This window comes from Microbacterium sp. MRS-1 (assembly GCF_000585455.1).
Taxonomy (GTDB): Bacteria; Actinomycetota; Actinomycetes; order Actinomycetales; family Microbacteriaceae; genus Microbacterium; species Microbacterium laevaniformans.
This window is the reverse complement of sequence record NZ_JAUF01000006.1, coordinates 53,954-74,330: the sequence shown is the minus strand read 5'-3', so window position 1 is coordinate 74,330 and position 20,377 is coordinate 53,954. Positions and strand designations below refer to the sequence as shown.

The window sequence follows — 20,377 nt, the reverse complement described above, 5'->3', positions numbered from 1 at the left end:
GCTCAGTCCACGCGGCGGTCTTCGGCGTGGCGCGCGAGCGCCGCGCCATAGCGCTCGGTGAGCTGGACCATGAGATCGGGCGTCTCGCGATCCAGACCGAACACGAACCCGGGGAAGTCCAGATCCTTCTGCAGCGCCCAGATCTCCTCGTGACGATCGGGCGAGAGCATCTGAGCGGGATCGCCCACGGCGACCCATCCGATCGGCACCACGGCATCCGGCGGCACGACCGTGCGCAGGTGCACGATCGCACCGATGCGCACCTCGGCGCGATCGCCGATGCGGGCGCCGTTGAAGACGCGGACCCCGGTGGCGAGGAAGACCTCGTCGCCCACCGTCGCACCCGAGATGCTCGCGGTGGGCCCGACGAGGACGTGCGAGCCGACGTGCACGGGATGCGCGGCGCTCGCCCGGAGAAGGGCGTTCTCCATCACGATGACGTGCGCCCCGAGCGTGATCGGCCCACCCTCGGCCGTCAGCACCGCGCCGTGCAGGATCTGGCATCCGGCGCCGATCTCGACGTCCCCCGAGATCACCGCGGTCGGCGCGATCACCGCGTCGGGATGGATGCGGGGGCGCACCCCGAGGTGTTCGAACTGCATGATCGTCCTCCCGCCCTCACCCTAGGACGCCCGAGGGGCGACGTCGAGGCCCGACGCACCGCCGTTAGGGTGTTACAGGCCGCACCGACCGTGTCCGCGGCCGGAGAGTTCCGCTGTGTCAGATTCCGTCGTCGCCCGGTCCGCGCCCGCACCCGCGACCGTCTCGACCCTCACCCTGTCGACGTTCGTCGTCGGCTCGATGGTGGGCGCGGGTGTCTTCTCGCTGCCCGGCACGTTCTCGGCGCAGACCGGCGTCGTCGGCTCCCTCGTCGCGTGGGCCGTGGCGGGCACGGGGATGTTCATGCTGGCGCTCGTCTTCCAGCGCCTCGCCGCCCGGCGCCCTGAGCTGGATGCCGGGGTCTACTCCTACGCGCGCGCCGGTTTCGGGCGCTATCTGGGGTTCCTCTCCGCGTTCGGCTACTGGGCGAGCGCGTGCGCGGGCAATGTCTTCTACTGGGTGTTCATCATGTCGACGGTGGGCGCGGTCGTCCCCGCCGTCGCCGGGGGCGACACGCCCGTGGCCGTCGCGGTCTCGTCGGCCGGCCTCTGGGTGTTCTTCCTCCTCGTGCGCCGCGGCACGCGCGAGGCCGCCGCCGTGAACCGCATCGTGAGCGTCGCCAAGGTGCTGCCGATCGTCGCGTTCGTCTTCCTCTGCCTGTTCGCGTTCGACCCCGCCGTCTTCGCAGCGAACATCTCCGGCCCCTCCGACCTGCCGCTGTACGACCAGGTGCGCGGGACCCTCCTCGTGACGGTGTTCGCCTTCATCGGGGTGGAGGGCGCCAGCGCCTACTCCCGGCATGCCCGCCGTCGGCGCGATGTGGGACGGGCGACGGTGCTGGGATTCGTCAGCGTCCTGGCGATCTTCCTGTCGGTCACGATCGTGTCGTTCGGCATCCTGCCGCGCGAGCGCATCGCGGCGCTTGCGCAGCCCTCCATGGCCGGGGTGCTGGCCGAGGTCGTCGGGCCGTGGGGAGCCGGGTTCGTCGGTGTCTCCCTGATCGTCGCGGTGCTCGGGGCGTACCTCTCCTGGACGCTGATGGCGGCGGAGGTCCTGCTCGTCGCCGCACGCGACGGCGACCTGCCCCCGGTATTCGCCCGCACCAACGACCGAGACGTCCCCGTCGGCGCGCTCACGATGTCCACGCTGCTCGTGCAGGTGCTCCTGATCGTGGTGCTCTTCTCGACGAACGCGTTCGACGTCGCCCTCAGCCTGACGAGCGCGTTCGCGCTCATCCCCTACGTGCTGACGGCGGGCTACGGCCTGTGCGTCGCGCTCGCCGATGTCCGGTCGGCGCCGTCACTGCGCGTCGCCGGCGCGGTTGTGGTCGCCGTCTGCGCCACGGGGTACACGATCTTCCTCCTGTCAGCGGCGGGCGGCCAGTACCTGCTGCTCGCGACGCTCGTGCTCGTCCCCGGGACCCTGCTGTTCGCCCTCGCCCGACGTCGGAACGGCGAGCGCGTGTTCACCCCGTGGGAGGTGGTCGTCTTCGCCGTCGCGGGCGCGGCGGCGATCGCCACGGCCGTGTTGCTGGCGCTCGGGACGATCACCGTCTGAGCGCGGGCCACCGGCGGATGGCCGGAGAGCGCGCTCAGGCTTCGACGGCCTCCGCGACCGGGAGCGGGTAGAGCTGGTCGATGAGCTGAGCGACCCAGGCGATGAGATCGCCGTCTCCGAGCGGCTCCCCCGCCGCGGTCGGCAGCGGAACGACCATCGCCTCGCCGCCCGCGAGCACCTTCGACTTCGGATAGAGCCGCTGCAGCCGCACGCGCAGAGAATCGGATGCCGGTGCCGGCACGACCCGCAGGTTCGGCCCCATCGCGACGACGTCGCTGAGGCCCGCGACGGCGGCGCGGCGGCGCAGGCGCGCGATGGCGACGAGCCCGTCGACTTCGCGCGGCGGCGTGCCGTAGCGGTCTGTGAGCTCCTCGATCACGAGGTCGATCGGGTCGGTGGAGGACCCGGCATCCCCGCCGCGCGTGCGCGCATCGGGCGAGGCCGCTGCGGAGAGCTTCTGGTAGGCCTCCAGACGCAGCCGCTCACTGTCGATGTAGCTCTCGGGCAGGCGCGCGTCGATCGGCAGCTCCAGGCGCAGCTCGGTCGGCCCGTCCACCTCGTCGCCGCGGAACGTCGCGACCGCTTCGCCGATCATGCGCAGGTAGAGGTCGAAGCCGACGCCGGCGATGTGGCCGGCCTGCTCGGCGCCCAGGAGATTTCCGGCACCGCGCAGCTCGAGGTCCTTCAGGGCGACCTGCATGCCGCTGCCGAGGTCGTTGTTGACGGCGATCGTCTCCAGCCGGTCGGCGGCTGTCTCCGACAGCGGCTTCATCTCGTCGTAGAGGAAGTAGGCGTACGCACGCTCCCGGCCCCGGCCGACGCGCCCGCGCAGCTGGTGGAGCTGGCTGAGGCCGTACTTGTCGGCGCGGTCGATGATGATCGTGTTGGCGTTGGAGATGTCCAGCCCGGTCTCGATGATGGTCGTCGAGACGAGCACGTCGAAACGCCGCTCCCAGAATCCGTCCACGACCTCTTCGAGTGCGTGCTCTCCCATCTGACCGTGGGCGACGGCGATCCGCGCCTCGGGTACCAGCTCGGCGAGCTGGGCGGCGACGCGTTGAATCGACTGCACGCGATTGTGGACGTAGAAGATCTGCCCCTCGCGCAACAGCTCCCGGCGGATCGCCGCGGCGATCTGCTTGTCGCTGCGGGGCCCGACGTACGAGAGGATCGGATGCCGGTCCTCGGGCGGAGTCTGCAGCGTCGACATCTCGCGGATACCGGTGACGGCCATCTCGAGCGTGCGCGGGATGGGGGTCGCGCTCATCGCGAGGATGTCGACGTTCGTCTTCAGCTTCTTCAGCGCATCCTTGTGCTCGACGCCGAACCGCTGCTCCTCGTCGATGATCATGAGCCCGAGGTCCTTGAAGGCGACCTTCTCGGTGAGGATGCGGTGGGTGCCGATGACCATGTCGACGCTGCCCTCGAGGAGCCCTGCGACGATCTCGCGTGCCTCCTTGTCGGACTGGAACCGCGAGAGCGGACGCACCTTCACCGGAAAGCCCGCGAACCGCTCGGTGAACGTGTCGAGGTGCTGTTTGACCAGCAGTGTCGTGGGGACCAGCATCGCGACCTGCTTGCCGTCCTGGATCGCCTTGAACGCGGCCCGCACGGCGACCTCGGTCTTACCGAAGCCGACATCGCCCGAGAGGAGACGGTCCATCGGGATCGGCCGCTCCATGTCGGCCTTGATCTCCTCGATGGTCTGCAGCTGGTCGGGAGTCTCGGCGAAGGGGAACGCCTCCTCCAGCTCGCGCTGCCACGGGGTGTCGGGACCGAAGGCGTAGCCCTTCGCGGCCATCCGCGCCGAGTAGAGCTTGACCAGCTCGACGGCGATGTCGCGCACGGCCTTGCGCGCCTTGCCCTTGGCCGCCGCCCAGTCACTGCCGCCCATCTTGGAGAGCGTCGGCGCCTCACCCCCGACATACTTGCTCAACAGGTCGAGCTGGTCGGTGGGCACGAACAGCTTGTCGCCCGGATGGCCGCGTTTGGTGGGCGCGTACTCGAGCACGAGATACTCGCGCGTGGTCTTGACGGCATGGCGACCGCCGCTGGACACCTCGCGCTGGACGAGCTCGACGAAGCGGCCGATGCCGTGCGTGGAGTGCACGACGATGTCGCCCGCCTTCAGCTGCAACGGGTCGACGACGTTGCGACGCCGTGAGGCGAGCTTCTTGACGACGCGGCTGTCGGCGCCGATCGTCCGACCGTAGAACTCGGCCTCGGTGAGCACGGCCAGCCGGGCCTCGGGCTGCTCGAAGCCGCTCTCCAAGGCTCCGACGACTGCGACGGCGACGCCCGGTTCCGGGGCGTCCTGGAGGCCGTCGACGCTGCGGGCGGCGATGCCGCGTTCGGCGAGCACGTCTCGAGCGCGATCGACGAGTCCCACCCCCGAGGCCGCGATGACGACACGCCACCGCTCGGCGAGCAGCTGCGCGACGTGTGCCGTCGCACCGTCGACGTTGCCCTGGAAGGACGGCACCGCCGAGCCGGGAACACGGACGACATCGCTGCGAGGTGCCGAGGCGAGACCGGCGAGGTCGGCCGCGGCATCCGCCTCACCCGAATCGAAGCCGCTGAGCGTCCACCACACGCCGGAGCGGGCCGATGTCGCGGCCTGCAACTCCGGCAGGGTCAGGAAGTCGCCGGAGCCCAGGTCGACGGGGGTGTCGGCGCCGGCGACGGCGGCGCTCCACGCGGCCTCCAGGAACTCCCGGTTGGTCTCCCCGAGCGTCATGGCGCGGCCGACGGCGCGCTCCGGATCGACGAGAGCGACCGCGGCGCCGGTGGGCAGGTAGTCGATGAGCGGCACCACAGCGTCGGCGAGCGCCGGCAGCAGAGACTCCATGCCCTCCACCGGAATGCCCTCGCTCATCTTCTCGAGCATGGTGCGCAGGCCCGGGAAGCGGTCGCGCAGCGCGGCCGCGCGCTCACGGACCTCAGGGCTCAGCAGCAGCTCACGGCTGGGCAGAAGGGTGATGTCCTTCACCTCTCCGGGCAGAGAGCGCTGATCGGCGACCGAGAACGCGCGGATCTGATCCACCTCGTCGCCGAAGAATTCGACCCGATAGGGATGGTCGGCGGCCGGCGGAAAGACATCGAGGATGCCGCCGCGCACGGCGAACTCTCCGCGTCGCGACACCATGTCGACCCGGTGGTAGGCAAGCTCCACGAGTCGTCGCGTGACGGCGTCCAGGTCGTGGCCGCGCCCGCCCACGGACAGGGCGATGACGCCGGCGTCGGTGAGCCCGGCCGCGATGGGCTGAAGCGCGCTGCGCACCGAAGCGGTCACGACGAGGGGGCGTCGCCCGTCCCAGCTTGCGACCGTGCGCAGCAGATCCAGGCGGCGTCCGACCGTTTCGGGCGACGGGCTCAGGCGTTCGTGCGGAAGGGTCTCCCAGGCGGGAAAGTGCCGCACCTCGGCATCCGGGATGACGTCGGACAACGCCGCCCCGAGCGCCTCCGCCCGGCGGCCTGTGGGAGCCACGGCCAACAGCACGCCCGGCAGACCCGCGGCGCGCCGACGATCCAGCAGCGCGGCCAGCAGCGGTGCGTCCAGCCCCGGAATCATCGAGAAATCGGCGTCTGACAGCGCGGACTCGACGGATTCGCGGACCACGTCCGCCTGAAGGAGGGCGCGAACGATCCCGGAAACTGTCACCGAACGAGTCTACGGCGCCCCACCGACACGCGCTTCGCCCGCCGGCCCCGCGTGAGGGGTACGCGACGATGAGGCTCCTGCTCTCACCGGGGTTGTCCCTAGGATGAGCTGGTGAGCGAGAACCCGCAGCACGCCCCCGTACCGCCCGCCGTGGCGGGAGCGCCGGGACCGGGCGCCTGGCACGCCGGCGGCTACGTCCAGTCCGTGCCAGGTGCTCCTCCGGTCTATCTGCCGCCGTCCGCGACGACGCCCCCGCCCGCCCCCTCGAAGGCTCTGGGCACGATCGCGTTGATCGCCGCCGTCTGCGCCGTCGCTGTGGCGTCGGCGCTCAGCGCGACCACGAGCTTCGCCGCCGCGACGGGCGCCGTCGCCCGCGCTGACCTGACATCCACCCGGTCCCTCGAACATCTCTCGGACGATCAGACCCTCGCCCTGCTGAGTCCCGTGCGCGGTCTCGTACTGTGGGCCGAGATCGGGTTCTGGGCGGGAACCGCCCTCGGTGTCTGGGCCCTGATACAGGGAATCGTCGCGATCGCGAGCCGTCGGGGACGGGGGCAGGGCGTCGGCGCCGTCATCGTCGCGGCGACGGGGCCGATCGTCTACGCCGTCGCGGTCACGCTCGCCGTTCTCGCCGGCGTGGTCGCGGCAATCCCGACGTACTCCTGACCCCTCCGCACGCGTCGGCAGGCGGAACCGTCCGCGACCTCAGGCGCGCGGCGCGTGATGCTTCTGCTGCGCCGCGAGCAACCCCTCCCCGACGAGCAGCTCGACCGCATCGGCAGCGTCCGAGATCAGCAGCGCCAGCGAGGTCCGCTCGGTCGATGAGAACGGATCGAGAACCCAGTCCGCAGGATCCTGCCGTCCCGGGGGGCGGCCGATACCCACCCGCACGCGCGGGAAGTCCGGGGTGCCGAGGGCCTTGGCGACATCGCGGATGCCGTTGTGGCCGCCGTGGCCGCCGCCGGTCTTGAGCTTGATGGTGTCGAACGGGATGTCGAGCTCGTCGTGGACGAGCACGATGCGTTCGGCGGGCACGTCGTAGAAACGCGCGAGCTGCGACACGGGCCCGCCCGACACGTTCATGTAGGAGTTGGGGGTCGCCAGCACGAGCTTCGCACCCCCCGGACGCAACCAGCTCTCCGCGACACGCGCGTTCGCCTTGTGCGCACGCAACGTCTCCCCCCGCCGTGACGCGAGCTCGCCGATCACCATCTGCCCCACGTTGTGACGCGTGTTCTCGTAACGGACACCGGGGTTGCCCAGGCCCACCACCAGCCACGTTTCGGCCATGCTCACATCCTCACCGGTCGATCCACGACGAAGCCCGCCCCACCAGTATCGGCGGCGACGGGCTTCGTTCATGATGCGTCGATTACTCGGCAGCTTCTTCCGACTGCTCCTCGGCGACGGCCTCGTCGGCCGCCTCGATCTCATCGGCCTCGGCCGTGGCCGGCGCGGAGATCGCGACGATGAGGGTCTCGCGGTCGGTGACCAGCACCGCACCGCGCGGCAGCTTCAGGTCGGCGGCCGTGATGTGCGTGCCCTCCTCGAGTCCGTCGACGTCGACCTCGACGTTCTCGGGGATGTGCGTGGCCTCGACCTCGAGCGACACGGTCGTGTTGTCGAGGTTGACGATCGTGCCGGCGAAGGGCTCGCCGACGACGACGACGGGAACGTCGACCTGAACCTTCTCGCCCTTCTTCACGACGAGCAGGTCGATGTGCTCGATGATCTGCTGCACGGGGTCCTTCTGCACGTCCTTGACCAGCGTGAGCTGCTGTGCGCCGGCGATCTCCAGCTCGAGCACGACGTTGGCGCGACGCACGAGCAGCGCGACCTGGTGGCCGGGCAGCGCGACGTGCACCGGGTCGGTGCCGTGGCCGTAGATGACGGCGGGGATCTTGCCTGCGGCGCGCAGACGGCGGGCGAAGCCCTTGCCGAAGTTCTCGCGAACCTCGGCGATGACCTTGGTGTCGGTCTCGGTCGACATGATGATTCTCCTTGCGGGCTTCTCGCCCTGGTCTGGGTCTGGGTCTCGACTCGAACGTGGTCACGTGAGGAGAGCCCGCCCGGACTGTCCGTCCGCGCCGCGTGGGCCCGCATCACCGCGTCGATCACGGATGCCGATACGCGAACACACGGCATCCCTCGCCGAGGGAGGACTCCACTCTACCAGCGACGCCGCTACGATGGAGACGGTGCCCGCACGGGTGCCCTCGCGCGGCCGAGGCCCCGCTCACTCGTCTCTCACTCCGGAGGAACCCATGGACTACGGCTGGATGTCGCACGCACTCCTGTGGATCATCGGCCTGATGTCGGTGGGATCGGCCGTCGCCGTCGTCGGAGCACTCTTCACGCTCGGCCGCTCCGGCTACCGCAAGGACTGATCCGCTCCCGCCGCGGCCGGCATCCGCGACGCGGCGTCGAGATCACCGCGCCGTGAGCAGATCGGCGATCCGATCCACGACGACCTGCAGATCGGCCCCCGTGGCAACGCGGAAGCCTGCCTCGTCCTCAGTCAAAGGCTCGCCGACACTGTCTCGGCCGACGAGTTCGACGAACACGACGTCGCGCACACGCGCGCGAACGGCGTCTCTGGCCACGCGCGTGAGGGGACCGGTCGTCACGACGACGGCGGCCGCCTCCACGAGCACGAGACGAAGCGCGTCCAGCCAGATCTCGGCGTCCGACGGAATCGGCATCGACTCACCGCGCCGGCGCCGGCGCCGCGGGGGCGGTCGCAACTCGTCGCCGTCGATGTAGCGGGCGCGCAGTCGGGCGGCGAGCGCTGCTCCGGTGAGCTCGACCGCGGCGTCCGACGAACCCATCAGCACGACCCGCGCCATCTTCACCTCCGCTGCCCCGTCGGGACCGACCGCTCGAACCCGCGATGCGAGCGTACCTCGCCTGCGCGTCGCCGCCCGCGTCCGCTATCGCCGGTCGGCCCGGTCGAGAGCGGTGCGCGCGCGAGCGGCGACCTCGATGATGCCCCCGATGTTCTCGACGGCGACCCCGTCCTCGTCCGCACCGAGGTGCTCGAGCGTCGCCAGCTGGGACTCCAGGAGGGCCACCGGCATGAAGTGCTGCCGCGAGCGCATCCGGCGGTCGAGCTCTTCGCGCGACACGACGAGCTCGACGAAGCGGGCATCGGGCGCGGCCGTGCGGATGCGATCGCGATAGCGACGCGCGAGAGCGGAACAGGCCATGACCAGTCCGGGCGACGAGGCCAGGCGCTGCCCGACGACGTCGAGCCAGGGACGGCGGTCGTCGTCATCGAGCGGCACGCCCGACTCCATTTTGGCGACGTTCTGCGCGGGGTGCAGGTCGTCGGCATCCACGAAGTCGACGCCGAAGTCGACGGCCAGCGCGGCCCCGACGGCGGTCTTGCCCGAGCCGCTCGGACCCATCACGACGATGCGCGGTGCACGGGAGGCCATGCTCACTGCCCTGCCTCTCGCGCGGACGCCATGGCTACGATCACCTTGGCGCTGGATGCCGAGTCGCGAGCGGTCTCGAACGCCGCCTCGGCATTCGAGGGCGCGAACTCGTGCGTGATGACGCTCTCTACGCCGGGCTGCGCATCCAGCAGAGCGATCGCCTCTTCCATCTCGTCGAGAAAACGGAAGGCACCGGTGAGCGTCACCTCCTTGGCGACCACGGGGGCAAGGTTGATCGGACGGGGCTCGTTCGGCAGCATCCCGATCTGCACGACGACGCCGCGCCGACGCACAGCGCAGACGGCAGTGTTGACCGCGGCCGCCGCGCCCGAGCACTCGAGCACCACGTCGTAGGCCTCCACGGGAACATCGTCGCTGCCGGCACGCCAGGTGCGATCGGCCCCCAGCGCGGCGGCGCGATCGAGCGCTTCGGGCAGCAGGTCGCTGACGTCGACGACGGCCGCGCCACGCGCGCGGGCAGCGACCACGGCGAGCAGTCCGATCGGCCCGGCCCCGCACACCAGCACGCGGGCCCCCTGGAGATCACCGGCGCGACCGACGCCGTGCAGCGCCACCGCGAGCGGCTCCGCCAGCGTCGCACGCCGCACCGGGAGGGTGTCCGGCAGGACGCGCACCATCGCCGCGTCGACCACGAGGTCGTCGACCATCGCCCCCTGCGTGTGCGGGGTGGTCGAGGCGCTGCCGAGGTATGAGCCGCCGGGCCACAGGTGCGGCGCCTGTGCGATGCCGGGCAGGGACGTTCCGAAACGTGCCGGGTGCACCGTGACGGGCGTGCCGGGCGGCCAGGTTCCCGAGGGATCGTGCTCGACCCAGCCGGCGAGTTCGTGGCCGGGAACCAGAGGTTCGGTCACCACGAACGCTCCGTTCGCCCCGTCGAAGTAGTAGTGCAGGTCAGAGCCGCAGATGCCGACGTAACCGACCCGCAGGCGCACCTGTCCGGGAGCGCACGGCGGCACGCGGACTTCCTCGACCGTCACGTCCTGGCGTCCTCTGATCACGACCGCATCCATGGGTTGCTCCTCTCGATCACACGACCGCGGTCATGCCGCCGTCGACGAACAGATTCTGTCCGCTCACGAAGTCGCTCGCCGCCGAGGCGAGGAAGGTCAAGGGTCCGCGCAGTTCCTCGACACGGCCCCAGCGGCCCGCCGGGGTGCGCTGGGCGACCCAGGCGGTGAAGTCCTCGTCGGCGACCAGCGCCGCATTCATCTCCGTGGCGAAGTAGCCCGGCGACAGGGTGTTCACCTGGATGCCGTGGCGCGCCAGATCGGCGGCCATTCCTCGCGACAGCTGCGCGATGCCGCCCTTGCTCGCGGAGTACGGCGCGATCGTCTGTCGCGCCAGGGCCGACTGCACCGACGCGATGTTGATGATCTTTCCCGAGCCGCGCGCGATCATCCCCGGCGCGATGAAGCGGGACACGTAGAACGCGCTGGAGAGGTTCGTGGCGATGACGTCGTCCCAGTCGGTGACGGAGAACTCGGCGAACGGCGCCCGACGCTGGATACCGGCGTTGTTGACGAGGATGTCGGGAACACCGACGCGCGCGATGAGCTCTGTGATCGCGGCGTCGACGGCCGCGGCATCCGTCACGTCGAAGACGACCGTCTCGGGAAGGCTTCCCGTCTGCGCGGCCAGCAGGGCGGCGCTTTCCGCCACGCCCTCGCTGCTGCGGCCGTGGACGATCACGCGCGCTCCGGCCTCGGCGAGCCCCGTCGCAAGGCTCTGTCCGAGCCCGCGCGAGGATCCCGTGACGAGGGCTGTGCGTCCGCTGAGGTCGAACAGATCAGACAAGGGACACCGCCCCGAAGATGACGAGCACGAAGGCGAAGCCCACGACCGACTCGAGTGCCTGCTGCACCGTCCACGTCTTCAGCGTGGTCTTCACGTCCATGCCCATGAGCCGACCGACGAGCCAGAAGCCCGAGTCGTTGACATGACCGGCGAACACGGAGCCTGCGGCGGTGGCGAGAACGACGCATGCCACCTGCAGGGGGCTGAAGTCGGCGGCGAGGACCGCGGGCGAGACCAGGCCCGCCGCCGTGACCAGCGCGACCGTTGCCGATCCCTGGGCCACGCGCAGCACGACGGCGATGAGGTAGGCGGCGAAGATCACGGGGATGCCGAGGGAGGAGAGCGAGTCCGAAAGCGCCGAGCCGATGCCCGAGGCCCGCAGCACGCCGCCGAACATGCCGCCCGCGCCCGTGATGAGCACGACCGAGCAGATCGGCCCGAGGGCGGAGTCGACGATCTTCTCGAGTGCGGTCCCGTGCACGCCGCGGCGGGTGCCGAGCACGAACAGCGCGATGAGCACGGAGATGAGCAGAGCGATCTGGCTCGTGCCGATCAGACGCAGCGCCTGCACCCAGACGAGCGAGCCCTCGACGACGCCGGCTGACACCAGTGCCGAGATCCCGGTATTGAGCAGGATCAGCACGAGCGGGATGGCGAGCACGCCGATGACCGTGCCGGCCTTGGGCGGGTTGACCGGGTCGACGTCGCGGCCTCCGAAGAGGTCGACGATCGCCAGAGGAATGCGCTTGTCCGTGAACTTCGCCCACAGGTAGCCCGTGAGGTACCAGGTGGGCAGCGCCACGACGAGTCCGATGACGAGCACGAGACCGAGGTTCGCCCCGTACGTCTCGCTCGCGGTGATAGGCCCGGGGTGCGGCGGCACGAAGACGTGCATCACCGAGAATGCGGCGGCGGCACTGATGCCGTACAGGAGCATGTGCTTGCCGCCGATGCGCCGTCCGACGGCGAAGATCACCGGGAGCATCACGATCAGACCGGCGTCGAAGAACATCGGGAAGCCCATGATGAGCGACGCAACGCCGAGCGCGAAGGCTGCCCGCTTCTCACCGAAGACGGACACCATCTTCTCGGCCAGCACACGAGCGCCGCCCGAGGTTTCCACGAGCGCCCCCAGCATCGCCCCGAGCCCGACCAGCAGGGCGACGGCGCCGACGGTGCCGCTGAAGCTGTCGATGAGGACCTTGCCGACACCGTCGATCGGGATGCCGGTCGCCAGCGCCGTCAGCAGAGAGACGAGCACGAGCACGAGGAAGGCGTGCATCCGCGCCCAGATGATGAGGATCAGGATGAGCGCGATGGCGCCGGCTGCGATGAGCAGCAGAGGGACGGCGCCGAGCGTCTGCGTCCAATCTTGCATGGGAGCTTCTCCGATGAATCGTCCATGTGCCGGGGTCGTTCCCGGCCGCGGGACCACCGTTTCACAAAAGTAGTACTTATCGCAAGCGAATAGTCGTACTTTTCTCGCGCGTACCCGGCGGGAGGCGCCGCCTCCCGGTAGCGTGTCCCGTGACAGAAGGACGCCGATGCCCACCACCGCCCCGACCGCGTCGCACGCGCACATCGTCGAGACCCTCGGCCGCCGGATCGCCGGCGGCACGCTCGCACCCGGGGCCGGAATGACGGTCGCCGCACTCGAGCAGGAGTTCTCCGCCTCTCGCACCGTCGTGCGCGAAGCGGTGCGCGTGCTCGAAGCCCACGGCCTGCTCCGGTCTCGACGCCGGGTGGGACTCGTCGTGCGCCCGCGCGAAGAGTGGGACAGCCTCGACGCCACCGTCATCGAGTGGAGCCTGGACGGTCCGCGTCGCCACGACGTGCTCCGAGAGCTGACCGAGCTGCGCGCCGCCGTGGAACCCGTCGCGGCGCGCCTGGCGGCCGAGCGGGCCGACGACACCGCACGCGAGCTCCTGCTGACGTGGGCCACGCGGTTGAACGAGCTCGGCGCACAGGGGCTCGGCGACTCCGAGGAGTACCTCGAGGCGGATATCGCCTACCACTCGCTTCTGCTGCGCGCCGGCGGCAATCCCCTCTTCGGCAAGCTGAGCGAGCCGATCGCCGAGATCCTCCGCGGTCGGGCGGTGCGCGGCCTCACGCCGAGCCTGCCGCGCGTGGGCACACTGGAAGCGCACGTCGCGACCGCGCAGGCGATCGTCGAGCGCGACGGCGCGGGCGCCGAGGCCTCGGCACGCGAGCACCTGACGCTCGTGTCCGGCGAAGTCGCCCACCTCTGAGGCGCGGGCAGCATCATCAGGATGTGGGCGTGGTCAGCCTCACATCACCGACGATCACCTCGACGCGCTGACCCGGCTCGATCGGAGCGGCGCTGAACGGCGCTCCGGTCATGACGACGTCGCCCGGGCCGAGCGTCGTCCACGACGCGACGTAGGCCAGACACTCGCGAATGGAGACGGGCAGGGCCCCGGCATCCGTCTGCGCCACGACCGCACCGTCGATCTCGAGGCGCAGGGCGACGTGGTCGATGTCGGCCCGCGTATCGATCCACGGCCCGAGCGGCGTGTAGCCGACCCCCGACTTCGATTCGAAGTTGCGGACGTCGATCGCCGCTCGATCGGGACTGGAGAGATCGTTGACCGCGGTCACGCCGCGCACGAACCGGTCGGCCGTCGCCGCCGTCAGAGCCGTGCAGTCGCGACCGATCACGACGGCGATCTCCCCCTCGGCCACGCTCCGGCCGGCATCGCGGCGCAACCGCACGCAGCGCCCCGACGGGACGATCGTGCGCGGACTCTTCAACCAGGCTTGAACCGGAGTCGGATGACGCGGCCCGTTCTGTGCGATGCCGATGAGCACGACAGGCGCCACCGGGGCGATCAGCTCGGCGTCGGGACGCGGGCCGGCGATGTCGTGCCCACCACACGCGATGTCGTCGCCGTCATCGGGCAACGAGATCGGCACCGGCCCGTCGGGGCTCCACCGCACGTCCACAGCCATCCCGTCGACGAACGCCCGCCCGATCAGCACGACAGCGCTCCGCCTTCGTCGGCGCGCATCACCAGCGCACCGTCCGGATGGTCACCGTCGTCGACGCCACGCCCTCGCCGGCCTCGTCTCGCGACACCTTCACCGCGTCATCGGTGCGCGTGAGGTCGCGCCGGAGAGTCTCCGGCACAAGGAAGGTGGCCGCCGTCGTGATCAGGGCGAGCGTGGCCATGTAGATGCCGAGCAGCACCCAGTTGCCGCCGCTCACGGCGATGAGGTACGCCCCGAGCACGCCCGCCAGCCCACCCGCCAGCACCGCCGACAGCTCGCGGGCCATGGCCACCCCGAGGTAGCGATGGCGGTTGCCGAACATCTCCGGCAGCAGGGCGCACTGCGGTCCGAGCATCACGTTCACCCCGAACCCGATGCCGATCGCGATCACCGCGATGGCGATCGCGTAGTCGCCGAGCGTCAGCAGCCACCACGCGGGGAACGAGTACACCAGCAGGAACAGCGCGCCCATCCGGTAGACCGTGCGACGCCCCCAGCGATCCGACAGGGCACCCGACAGGGGCACCGTGAAGATTCCCAGCAGCGAGCCGAGGGTGACGCCCCACGTGAGCAGGCTCTTGTCGGCGCCGGATCCGGCAACGGCGACGAAGAAGGTCAGCGCGAGCGTGTTCAGCATGTAAGAGCCGCCGTTCTCGGCCATGCGCAAACCGATGCCGACGATGACACCCGGCAGTCCATGACCGAAGATCTCGCGAACCGGTCGATCACTGATCTGCTCGTGCTTCTCGAGTTCCACGAACGTCGGCGTCTCGCGCAGGCGCATGCGGATGAACAGCGCGACCAGGATGAGGGCGAACGAGCACAGGAACGGAACGCGCCATCCCCAGGAGAGCAGCTGATCCTCCGGCAGGAGCGTGATCAGGCTGAAGACCACGGCGGCGAGGAGAGTGCCCGCCTGGATGCCGATGAACGGCAGTGCGGAGAAGAAGCCGCGTCGGCGCACGGGGGCGTATTCCGCCATCAGCACCGTGGCGCCCGCCTGCTCGGCTCCGGCGCCGAAGCCCTGCAGCAGGCGCATGAGCACCAGCAGCGCGGGTGCCCAGAGCCCGATCTGAGCGTAGGTGGGCAGCAACCCGATCGCGGTCGACGCGCCACCCATGAGGAGGATCGTGATGACGAGCACCCACTTGCGTCCGAGACGGTCGCCGAGCACCCCGAAGAACAGGCCGCCGAACGGGCGGGCCACGAAGCCCACGCCGAACGTGGCGAAGGCCGCGACGGTCGCCATCGCCGGATCGTCCTGCGAGAAGAACAGCACGTTGAAGATGAGCGCCGTGGACAGTCCGTACAGCGCGAAATCGAAGTACTCCAAAGCACTGCCGATGCTGGAGGCGAGGGTTGCCCGACGCAGGTTCGCCGCGTATTCGGGGTCGTCCGAGGTGGTGTCCACCGGGGGTAGAAGGTCTGTCACTGCCATCTCCTTTGATCGGCACGGCACGGCCGCATGTGCGATCACAGTATCAACCCAGTGAACTATGTTCAATATATTGGATTCGGGCGTTCCGAACCCGGCTGCGACACCTCACGCCGTCGGCGATCGGTCGCGACACTCACTCCCGACGGGCGGCCGCGCTGAACGGATTCGTGAGCTGGCGCGCAGCGTCGTTGAGCGCGGCCGCCACCTCCGCGATCCGGCGCTCGTCGGCCTCACCCGCGGGCAGCCCCACTCCCAGGGCCAGCTGCGGATCGCCGGGCGCCCAGCCCTCCAACGGCACGGCCACCCCGACGATTCCGGGCAGCGACTCCTCGGCATCCAGAGCCCAGCCGCGCTCGCGCACGTCCGCGAGGCGCCGCAGCAGCCCGCTGAGCTCACGACCCGCCGTGTCGGCGGCGGACGGCGAGGCGGCATCGGTGCCCACGAGCGCGGTGACCTCGGCATCCGAGAGCGTGGACAGCATCGCCCGCCCGGTCGCACTCAACGCCGCCGGAAGGCGGGAGCCGAGCGGCGTGCCGATCCGCACCGCACGCGACCCCTCGTGCCGGGCGATGTAGAGCGCATCGGCCCCGTCGAGGATCGCCACCTGCACGAGCTCGCCCGCGAGGATCGGCGACGCATCGCACACGCCGTAGAACTCGCGCACCTGGTTGAACTGCGCGGCGAAGGCTCCCCCGAGCTCTGCCGTGCGCAGGCCGAGGCGATAGCCCTGCGCACCCCGCTCGATCATGCGAGCCGCCTCCAGCGCCAGGCACAGGTTCGCGGTCGAGGACTTGGCCAGACCCAGCGCCGCCGCGATCTCGGTCAGCGTGAGCGGCCGCCTCGCCTCCGCGAGGAGTTCGAGCAGTCGGATGCCGCGAGTGACGGCGGGGGCCGGGTCGCGTGTGGCGCGGTCGTCGAGGTCGTCGGTCATGATCCTCCTTCACGACGCACGCGGCCGTGCGCCGATGTCAGTAGAACTCGACCGTATCGACAACAGCGTGCAACGCGGCGCCATCGAGCAGTCGCGTCGCGTCGGCGGCGAACCGCCGCGCGATCCGCTCTTCCTCCCGGCCGTCGAGGGCTGCCGTGTGCGGACTCACCAGGACGCGGGGATGCGACCACAGCGGCGAGTCCTGCGCGAGCGGCTCCACCTCGAAGACGTCCAGCGCGGCGAAGGAGACGGTGCCGTCGTCGAGAGCCCGCAGCAGTGCCGCCTCGTCGATGACGCTGCCGCGTCCGACGCTGGCGAGGATCAGGCCCGGACGCGCCCTCGACAGCAGGGCCGCGCCGATGAGGTGGTGCGTCTGCGTCGTGCCCGGCAGCGTCACCACGACCGCATCCACCTCGGCGATCACGGACGGCAGTTCCTCGAGAGGGACGAGGCGGTCCACGGCCTCGACCGGTTCCCCCGAACGCGTCGTGCCCCACACCGTCGCGCCGAGAGCGGCGAACCGCCGCGCGCATGCCGACCCGATGCCGCCGAGCCCGACGATCAGCACCGTCATCTCGTCGAGCTGGCGCATCTGCCACCGCAGGGGCCACGTGCGGGAGTCCTGGTCGGCGCGCAGACGCGGCAGGTCCTTTGCACCGGCGAGCACGCCGAACACCGCGAACTCGGCGAGCGCTCCCCCGTGGACGCCGGCGGTGGTCGAGAAGACGATGCGCCGCAGCGCCTCGGGCGCAAGCGCCGCTTCCCGCACCTGCGCGCCGCCACCGGCCGCCGTGGTCATGACCCACCGCAGCCGCGGATTGGCCGCGACCGTGCGTGCGAGCGCCGCCGGATCGACATCCGGGATGCCGAACAAGGCGTCGGCCGAGTCGACCAGTTCGTCGAAGCGGCGCTGCTGGGCGGGCGTGCGCCGGAACGCGGGGTCGCCGGACCAGTCGGCGGCGCCGCGCATGGGCGGAAGCAGCTCGGGCTCCCGAACCATCTGGACGCGCGGCTCCAGCTGCTCGATCAGTCGGCACAGGTCCTCCCGCAGCGGTACGGCAGCGACGGCCCGCAGTGTGCGGACGGCGTGATCCGACATTCGTTTCCCTCCATCGGGTGGACGTGGTCGGCGACTACTCTACCGCACGTCCACTTTACTGAAACCTGTTCATCCTGTTGAATTCTATCTACAGTGTCGTCATGACATCGCCTCTTGCGGCCGAGGACGTCCGCCTCGGAATGATCGGCACCGGCGCCATGGGCACGGCGATGGCTCACCATCTCATCCGCGCCCGCGGGCGTCTCGCGATCTGGTCGCGGATGCCGCGGCCCGATCTCGTCGAGCTCGGCGCGAGTCCCGTGGACACCCCCGGCGAACTGGCTGCGCACAGCGACGCCGTGCTCGTCATGCTCCCCGACCTCCCCGACCTCGAGAGGATCCTCGACGGCGATGACGGCCTGCTCGCCGGCGCCGAGGACCTGCTCCTGCTGATCGGGTCGACCTCGTCACCCACGGGCGTGCGCGCGATGGCCGAACGACTCGGCCGGCAGAGCAGCGGTCGTGTGCGGGTCGTGGACTGCCCGGTTTCGGGGGCGTCGACGGGGCGAGCGCGGGGACGCTGTCGATCATGCTTGGCGGAGCGGATGCCGACGCCGCGCTGGCCGCGCAAATCCTCTCCCCCTGCGGCACTGCCGTCCACCTCGGCCCGCTCGGTGCCGGAGAGGTGGCGAAGGCCTGCAATCAGCTCGTCGTGGCCGCGACCATCGTCGCCCTCGGGGAGGCCACCGAACTGGCCACACGCTCGGGGCTCGACCTCGACGCCCTGTGGTTACTGCTGGCGGGCGGCTATGCGGGCTCGAACCTGCTGTCCAGCCGCAAGGACCGCCTCGTCGCCGGTGACGACAGCCCGTCGGGGGCCGCCGCCTACATGGTGAAGGATCTGGGCTTCGCCGCCGACGTCGCGGCATCCACACACACCACGACCGCCCTGTTGCCCGCGTTGCGCACGGTCTTCGACGAGATCCTCACTGCGGGTCTCGGCGACCGTGACATCTCGGTCACACGGCGACTGACGGCGCGGCGTCATCCGACGCCCGCCACACCCGGGGCGGACTACGCTGAGAACGGAATCCCCGACCGACCCTGAGGAGTTCGACGTGCCCGAACAGACCGCTGCCGAGACCACAACGCCCGTGTCGCCCACGGCCAACATCGGAGTCGTCGGACTCGCGGTGATGGGCTCGAACCTGGCCCGCAATCTGGCGTCGCGCGAGGGCAACACCGTCGCGGTGTACAACCGTTCGCGCTCGAAGACCGACGAGCTCGTCGCGGAGCACCCCGAGGCCGGCTTCGTCCCCGCCTTCTCCTACGAGGAGTTCGCCGCCAGCCTGCAGAAGCCGCGCACGGCACTCATCATGGTCAAGGCCGGCGGCCCCACCGACGCCGTCATCGATGAGCTCATGAACGTCTTCGAGCCCGGCGACATCATCATCGACGGCGGAAACGCGCTGTTCACGGACACCATCCGTCGCGAGAAGGCCGTGCGAGAGCGCGGCTTCAATTTCGTGGGAATGGGTGTCTCCGGCGGTGAGGAGGGCGCGCTCCTCGGCCCGTCGCTCATGCCCGGCGGCCCCGACGAGGCCTGGGTCACGCTCGGTCCCATCCTGCGCTCGATCGCAGCGGTCGCCGAAGGCGAGCCCTGCGTCACCCACATCGGACACGACGGTGCCGGCCACTTCGTGAAGATGGTGCACAACGGCATCGAGTACGCCGACATGCAGCTGATCGCGGAGGCTTACGACCTCATCCGTCGCGCCACGGGCACGTCGCCCGCCGAGATCGCCGATGTCTTCGCCGAGTGGAACACGGGCGAGCTGGAGAGCTATCTGATCGAGATCACCGCCGAGGTGCTGCGCCAGGTCGACGCCGAGACCGGCACGCCGCTGGTCGATGTCATCCTCGACCAGGCCGGCGCGAAGGGCACCGGAGGGTGGACCGTGCAGACCGCGATCGACCTGGGAGTTCCCGTCTCGGGCATCGCCGAGGCCGTTTTCGCCCGATCGCTGTCGAGCCACCCCGAACAGCGTTCCATCTCCGGCGCACTGCCGGGTCCCGACGACTCGACCGGCGAGCACCTCACCGGCGCCGACGCGGACGCCTTCATCGAGCAGGTGCGGCTGGCCCTCTACGCGTCGAAGATCGTCGCGTACTCGCAGGGATTCGACGAGATCCGCGCCGGCGCCGCGCACTACGATTGGTCGATCGACCTCGGCGCGGTCAGCAAGATCTGGCGCGCCGGCTGCATCATCCGCGCCCAGTTCCTCAACCGGATCGCCGACGCGTACGAAGCCGAGCCGGACCTTGCCGTTCTGCTGACGGCGCCGTACTTCGTCGACGCGCTGACGCGCGCACAGGACGCGTGGCGCAACATCGTCGCGCTGGCTGCCGCCGCCGGCATCCCCGCTCCCGCCTTCTCGTCGTCGCTGGCGTACTACGACGGACTGCGCGCGCGGCGCCTGCCCGCCGCCCTGATCCAGGGCCAGCGCGACTTCTTCGGTGCGCACACCTACAAGCGCATCGACAAGGACGGCACCTTCCACACGCTGTGGTCGGGCGACCGCACCGAGGTCGAGGCCGAAGACACCCACTGACCGCCCGCGGCGCGGCTGAGCAGGGGCGTTTCGACGCGCTCTGCTCAGCCGCGAGTCGAAAGGCCTAGATCCAGTCCTTCTTCTTGAAGACCAGATACAGTCCCGTGCTGACGGCCGCCATGAGCGCGATGGCGAAGGGATACCCCCACGGCCATGACAGTTCGGGCATGTCGTGGAAGTTCATACCGTAGATGCCGGCGACGAGCGTCGGCGCGAAGCCGATGGCGGCCCAGGACGAGATCTTCTTGACCTGATCGTTCTGGCGGATTCAACCGGTC

General features: G+C 70.2%; 18 protein-coding genes and 2 pseudogenes. 6 read left to right on the top strand and 14 right to left on the bottom strand.

Annotated features, from left to right (window positions below; all coding sequences use genetic code 11):
* Positions 1-2 precede the first annotated feature (2 nt).
* Complete coding sequence (locus AS96_RS01325) at positions 3-602, bottom strand: gamma carbonic anhydrase family protein (protein ID WP_005052510.1); 600 nt, start codon at positions 600-602, stop codon at positions 3-5.
* 115 nt (positions 603-717) lie between these two features.
* On the opposite strand from AS96_RS01325, the gene AS96_RS01320 reads away from it, so the two are divergent.
* Positions 718-2,157 carry a basic amino acid/polyamine antiporter gene (locus AS96_RS01320; protein ID WP_016464666.1) on the top strand — a complete coding sequence of 480 codons (1,440 nt, stop codon included), beginning with the start codon at positions 718-720 and terminating at the stop codon, positions 2,155-2,157.
* Between the two features lie 34 nt (positions 2,158-2,191).
* Here the strand turns inward: AS96_RS01320 and mfd are convergent, their stop codons facing one another.
* Entirely contained in the window at positions 2,192-5,818 is a 3,627-nt protein-coding gene (mfd, locus tag AS96_RS01315; protein ID WP_036284796.1) for a transcription-repair coupling factor, read from the bottom strand.
* 111 nt (positions 5,819-5,929) lie between these two features.
* On the opposite strand from mfd, the gene AS96_RS01310 reads away from it, so the two are divergent.
* Positions 5,930-6,484: a hypothetical protein gene (locus tag AS96_RS01310; RefSeq protein WP_016464664.1), complete on the top strand. Its 555-nt coding sequence runs from the start codon at positions 5,930-5,932 to the stop codon at positions 6,482-6,484.
* 39 nt (positions 6,485-6,523) lie between these two features.
* Here AS96_RS01310 and pth read toward each other — a convergent pair whose 3' ends face one another.
* The 7 genes from pth to AS96_RS01275 form a co-directional block, all read right to left on the bottom strand.
* Positions 6,524-7,108 (bottom strand): aminoacyl-tRNA hydrolase, encoded by a 585-nt coding sequence (pth, locus tag AS96_RS01305; RefSeq protein ID WP_016464663.1) that lies wholly within the window; start codon positions 7,106-7,108, stop codon positions 6,524-6,526.
* An 82-nt stretch (positions 7,109-7,190) separates the two neighbouring features.
* Positions 7,191-7,808: a 50S ribosomal protein L25/general stress protein Ctc gene (locus AS96_RS01300; RefSeq protein ID WP_036284793.1), complete on the bottom strand. Its 618-nt coding sequence runs from the start codon at positions 7,806-7,808 to the stop codon at positions 7,191-7,193.
* 439 nt (positions 7,809-8,247) lie between these two features.
* Positions 8,248-8,664 carry a hypothetical protein gene (locus tag AS96_RS01295; protein ID WP_016464661.1) on the bottom strand — a complete coding sequence of 139 codons (417 nt, stop codon included), beginning with the start codon at positions 8,662-8,664 and terminating at the stop codon, positions 8,248-8,250.
* 84 nt (positions 8,665-8,748) lie between these two features.
* Positions 8,749-9,255 carry a gluconokinase gene (locus AS96_RS01290; RefSeq protein ID WP_005052493.1) on the bottom strand — a complete coding sequence of 169 codons (507 nt, stop codon included), beginning with the start codon at positions 9,253-9,255 and terminating at the stop codon, positions 8,749-8,751.
* Between the two features lie 2 nt (positions 9,256-9,257).
* Positions 9,258-10,286 (bottom strand): zinc-binding dehydrogenase, encoded by a 1,029-nt coding sequence (locus AS96_RS01285; protein ID WP_005052491.1) that lies wholly within the window; start codon positions 10,284-10,286, stop codon positions 9,258-9,260.
* A gap of 16 nt (positions 10,287-10,302) precedes the next feature.
* Positions 10,303-11,070 carry an SDR family oxidoreductase gene (locus AS96_RS01280; RefSeq protein ID WP_005052490.1) on the bottom strand — a complete coding sequence of 256 codons (768 nt, stop codon included), beginning with the start codon at positions 11,068-11,070 and terminating at the stop codon, positions 10,303-10,305.
* A complete protein-coding gene (locus AS96_RS01275) occupies positions 11,063-12,448 on the bottom strand; it encodes a GntP family permease (RefSeq protein ID WP_016464660.1) in 1,386 nt (461 codons plus the stop codon). The genes AS96_RS01280 and AS96_RS01275 overlap by 8 nt, the downstream gene beginning before the upstream one ends.
* 166 nt (positions 12,449-12,614) lie before the next feature.
* Here AS96_RS01275 and AS96_RS01270 point away from each other — a divergent pair, with 166 nt between their 5' ends.
* Positions 12,615-13,319, top strand: coding sequence for a FadR/GntR family transcriptional regulator (locus AS96_RS01270; RefSeq protein ID WP_036284790.1), 705 nt, complete (start codon positions 12,615-12,617; stop codon positions 13,317-13,319).
* Positions 13,320-13,335: 16 nt separating this feature from the next.
* Here the strand turns inward: AS96_RS01270 and AS96_RS01265 are convergent, their stop codons facing one another.
* The 4 genes from AS96_RS01265 to AS96_RS01250 form a co-directional block, all read right to left on the bottom strand.
* Positions 13,336-14,070: a fumarylacetoacetate hydrolase family protein gene (locus AS96_RS01265; protein WP_036284776.1), complete on the bottom strand. Its 735-nt coding sequence runs from the start codon at positions 14,068-14,070 to the stop codon at positions 13,336-13,338.
* Between the two features lie 28 nt (positions 14,071-14,098).
* The gene (locus AS96_RS01260) at positions 14,099-15,517 is read right to left on the bottom strand and encodes an MFS transporter (RefSeq protein WP_036284774.1); all 1,419 of its coding nucleotides are present in this window, start codon (positions 15,515-15,517) and stop codon (positions 14,099-14,101) included.
* Between the two features lie 133 nt (positions 15,518-15,650).
* The gene (locus AS96_RS01255) at positions 15,651-16,448 is read right to left on the bottom strand and encodes an IclR family transcriptional regulator (protein ID WP_036284772.1); all 798 of its coding nucleotides are present in this window, start codon (positions 16,446-16,448) and stop codon (positions 15,651-15,653) included.
* A 37-nt stretch (positions 16,449-16,485) separates the two neighbouring features.
* Complete coding sequence (locus tag AS96_RS01250) at positions 16,486-17,547, bottom strand: D-2-hydroxyacid dehydrogenase (protein ID WP_036284769.1); 1,062 nt, start codon at positions 17,545-17,547, stop codon at positions 16,486-16,488.
* 101 nt (positions 17,548-17,648) lie between these two features.
* Between AS96_RS01250 and AS96_RS15580 the strand changes: the two are divergent.
* From AS96_RS15580 to gndA, 3 genes and pseudogenes are all read left to right on the top strand, one after another.
* Positions 17,649-18,088 (top strand): annotated as a pseudogene (locus tag AS96_RS15580) (NAD(P)-binding domain-containing protein); the annotation flags it as partial.
* Entirely contained in the window at positions 18,077-18,595 is a 519-nt protein-coding gene (locus tag AS96_RS15575) for an NAD-binding protein (RefSeq protein ID WP_353681716.1), read from the top strand. The pseudogene AS96_RS15580 and the gene AS96_RS15575, both read left to right, overlap by 12 nt.
* Before the next feature lie 10 nt (positions 18,596-18,605).
* Positions 18,606-20,099: an NADP-dependent phosphogluconate dehydrogenase gene (gene gndA, locus AS96_RS01240; protein ID WP_036284767.1), complete on the top strand. Its 1,494-nt coding sequence runs from the start codon at positions 18,606-18,608 to the stop codon at positions 20,097-20,099.
* A gap of 64 nt (positions 20,100-20,163) precedes the next feature.
* Here gndA and AS96_RS01235 read toward each other — a convergent pair.
* A pseudogene (locus AS96_RS01235) lies at positions 20,164-20,361 on the bottom strand (CorA family divalent cation transporter); the annotation flags it as partial.
* Positions 20,362-20,377 lie beyond the last annotated feature (16 nt).

Bases quoted from the DNA above. Each gene is read 5' to 3' on its own strand.
- AS96_RS01285 (WP_005052491.1), bottom strand. From the start codon at position 10,286: ATGGATGCGGTCGTGATCAGAGGACGCCAGGACGTGACGGTCGAGGAA.
- AS96_RS01250 (WP_036284769.1), bottom strand. From the start codon at position 17,547: ATGTCGGATCACGCCGTCCGCACACTGCGGGCCGTCGCTGCCGTACCG.
- AS96_RS01295 (WP_016464661.1), bottom strand. From the start codon at position 8,664: ATGGCGCGGGTCGTGCTGATGGGTTCGTCGGACGCCGCGGTCGAGCTC.
- AS96_RS01275 (WP_016464660.1), bottom strand. From the start codon at position 12,448: ATGCAAGATTGGACGCAGACGCTCGGCGCCGTCCCTCTGCTGCTCATC.
- AS96_RS01290 (WP_005052493.1), bottom strand. From the start codon at position 9,255: ATGGCCTCCCGTGCACCGCGCATCGTCGTGATGGGTCCGAGCGGCTCG.
- AS96_RS01300 (WP_036284793.1), bottom strand. From the start codon at position 7,808: ATGTCGACCGAGACCGACACCAAGGTCATCGCCGAGGTTCGCGAGAAC.
- pth (WP_016464663.1), bottom strand. From the start codon at position 7,108: ATGGCCGAAACGTGGCTGGTGGTGGGCCTGGGCAACCCCGGTGTCCGT.
- AS96_RS01270 (WP_036284790.1), top strand. From the start codon at position 12,615: ATGCCCACCACCGCCCCGACCGCGTCGCACGCGCACATCGTCGAGACC.
- AS96_RS01325 (WP_005052510.1), bottom strand. From the start codon at position 602: ATGCAGTTCGAACACCTCGGGGTGCGCCCCCGCATCCATCCCGACGCG.
- AS96_RS01260 (WP_036284774.1), bottom strand. From the start codon at position 15,517: ATGGCAGTGACAGACCTTCTACCCCCGGTGGACACCACCTCGGACGAC.
- AS96_RS01255 (WP_036284772.1), bottom strand. From the start codon at position 16,448: ATGACCGACGACCTCGACGACCGCGCCACACGCGACCCGGCCCCCGCC.
- AS96_RS15575 (WP_353681716.1), top strand. From the start codon at position 18,077: ATGCTTGGCGGAGCGGATGCCGACGCCGCGCTGGCCGCGCAAATCCTC.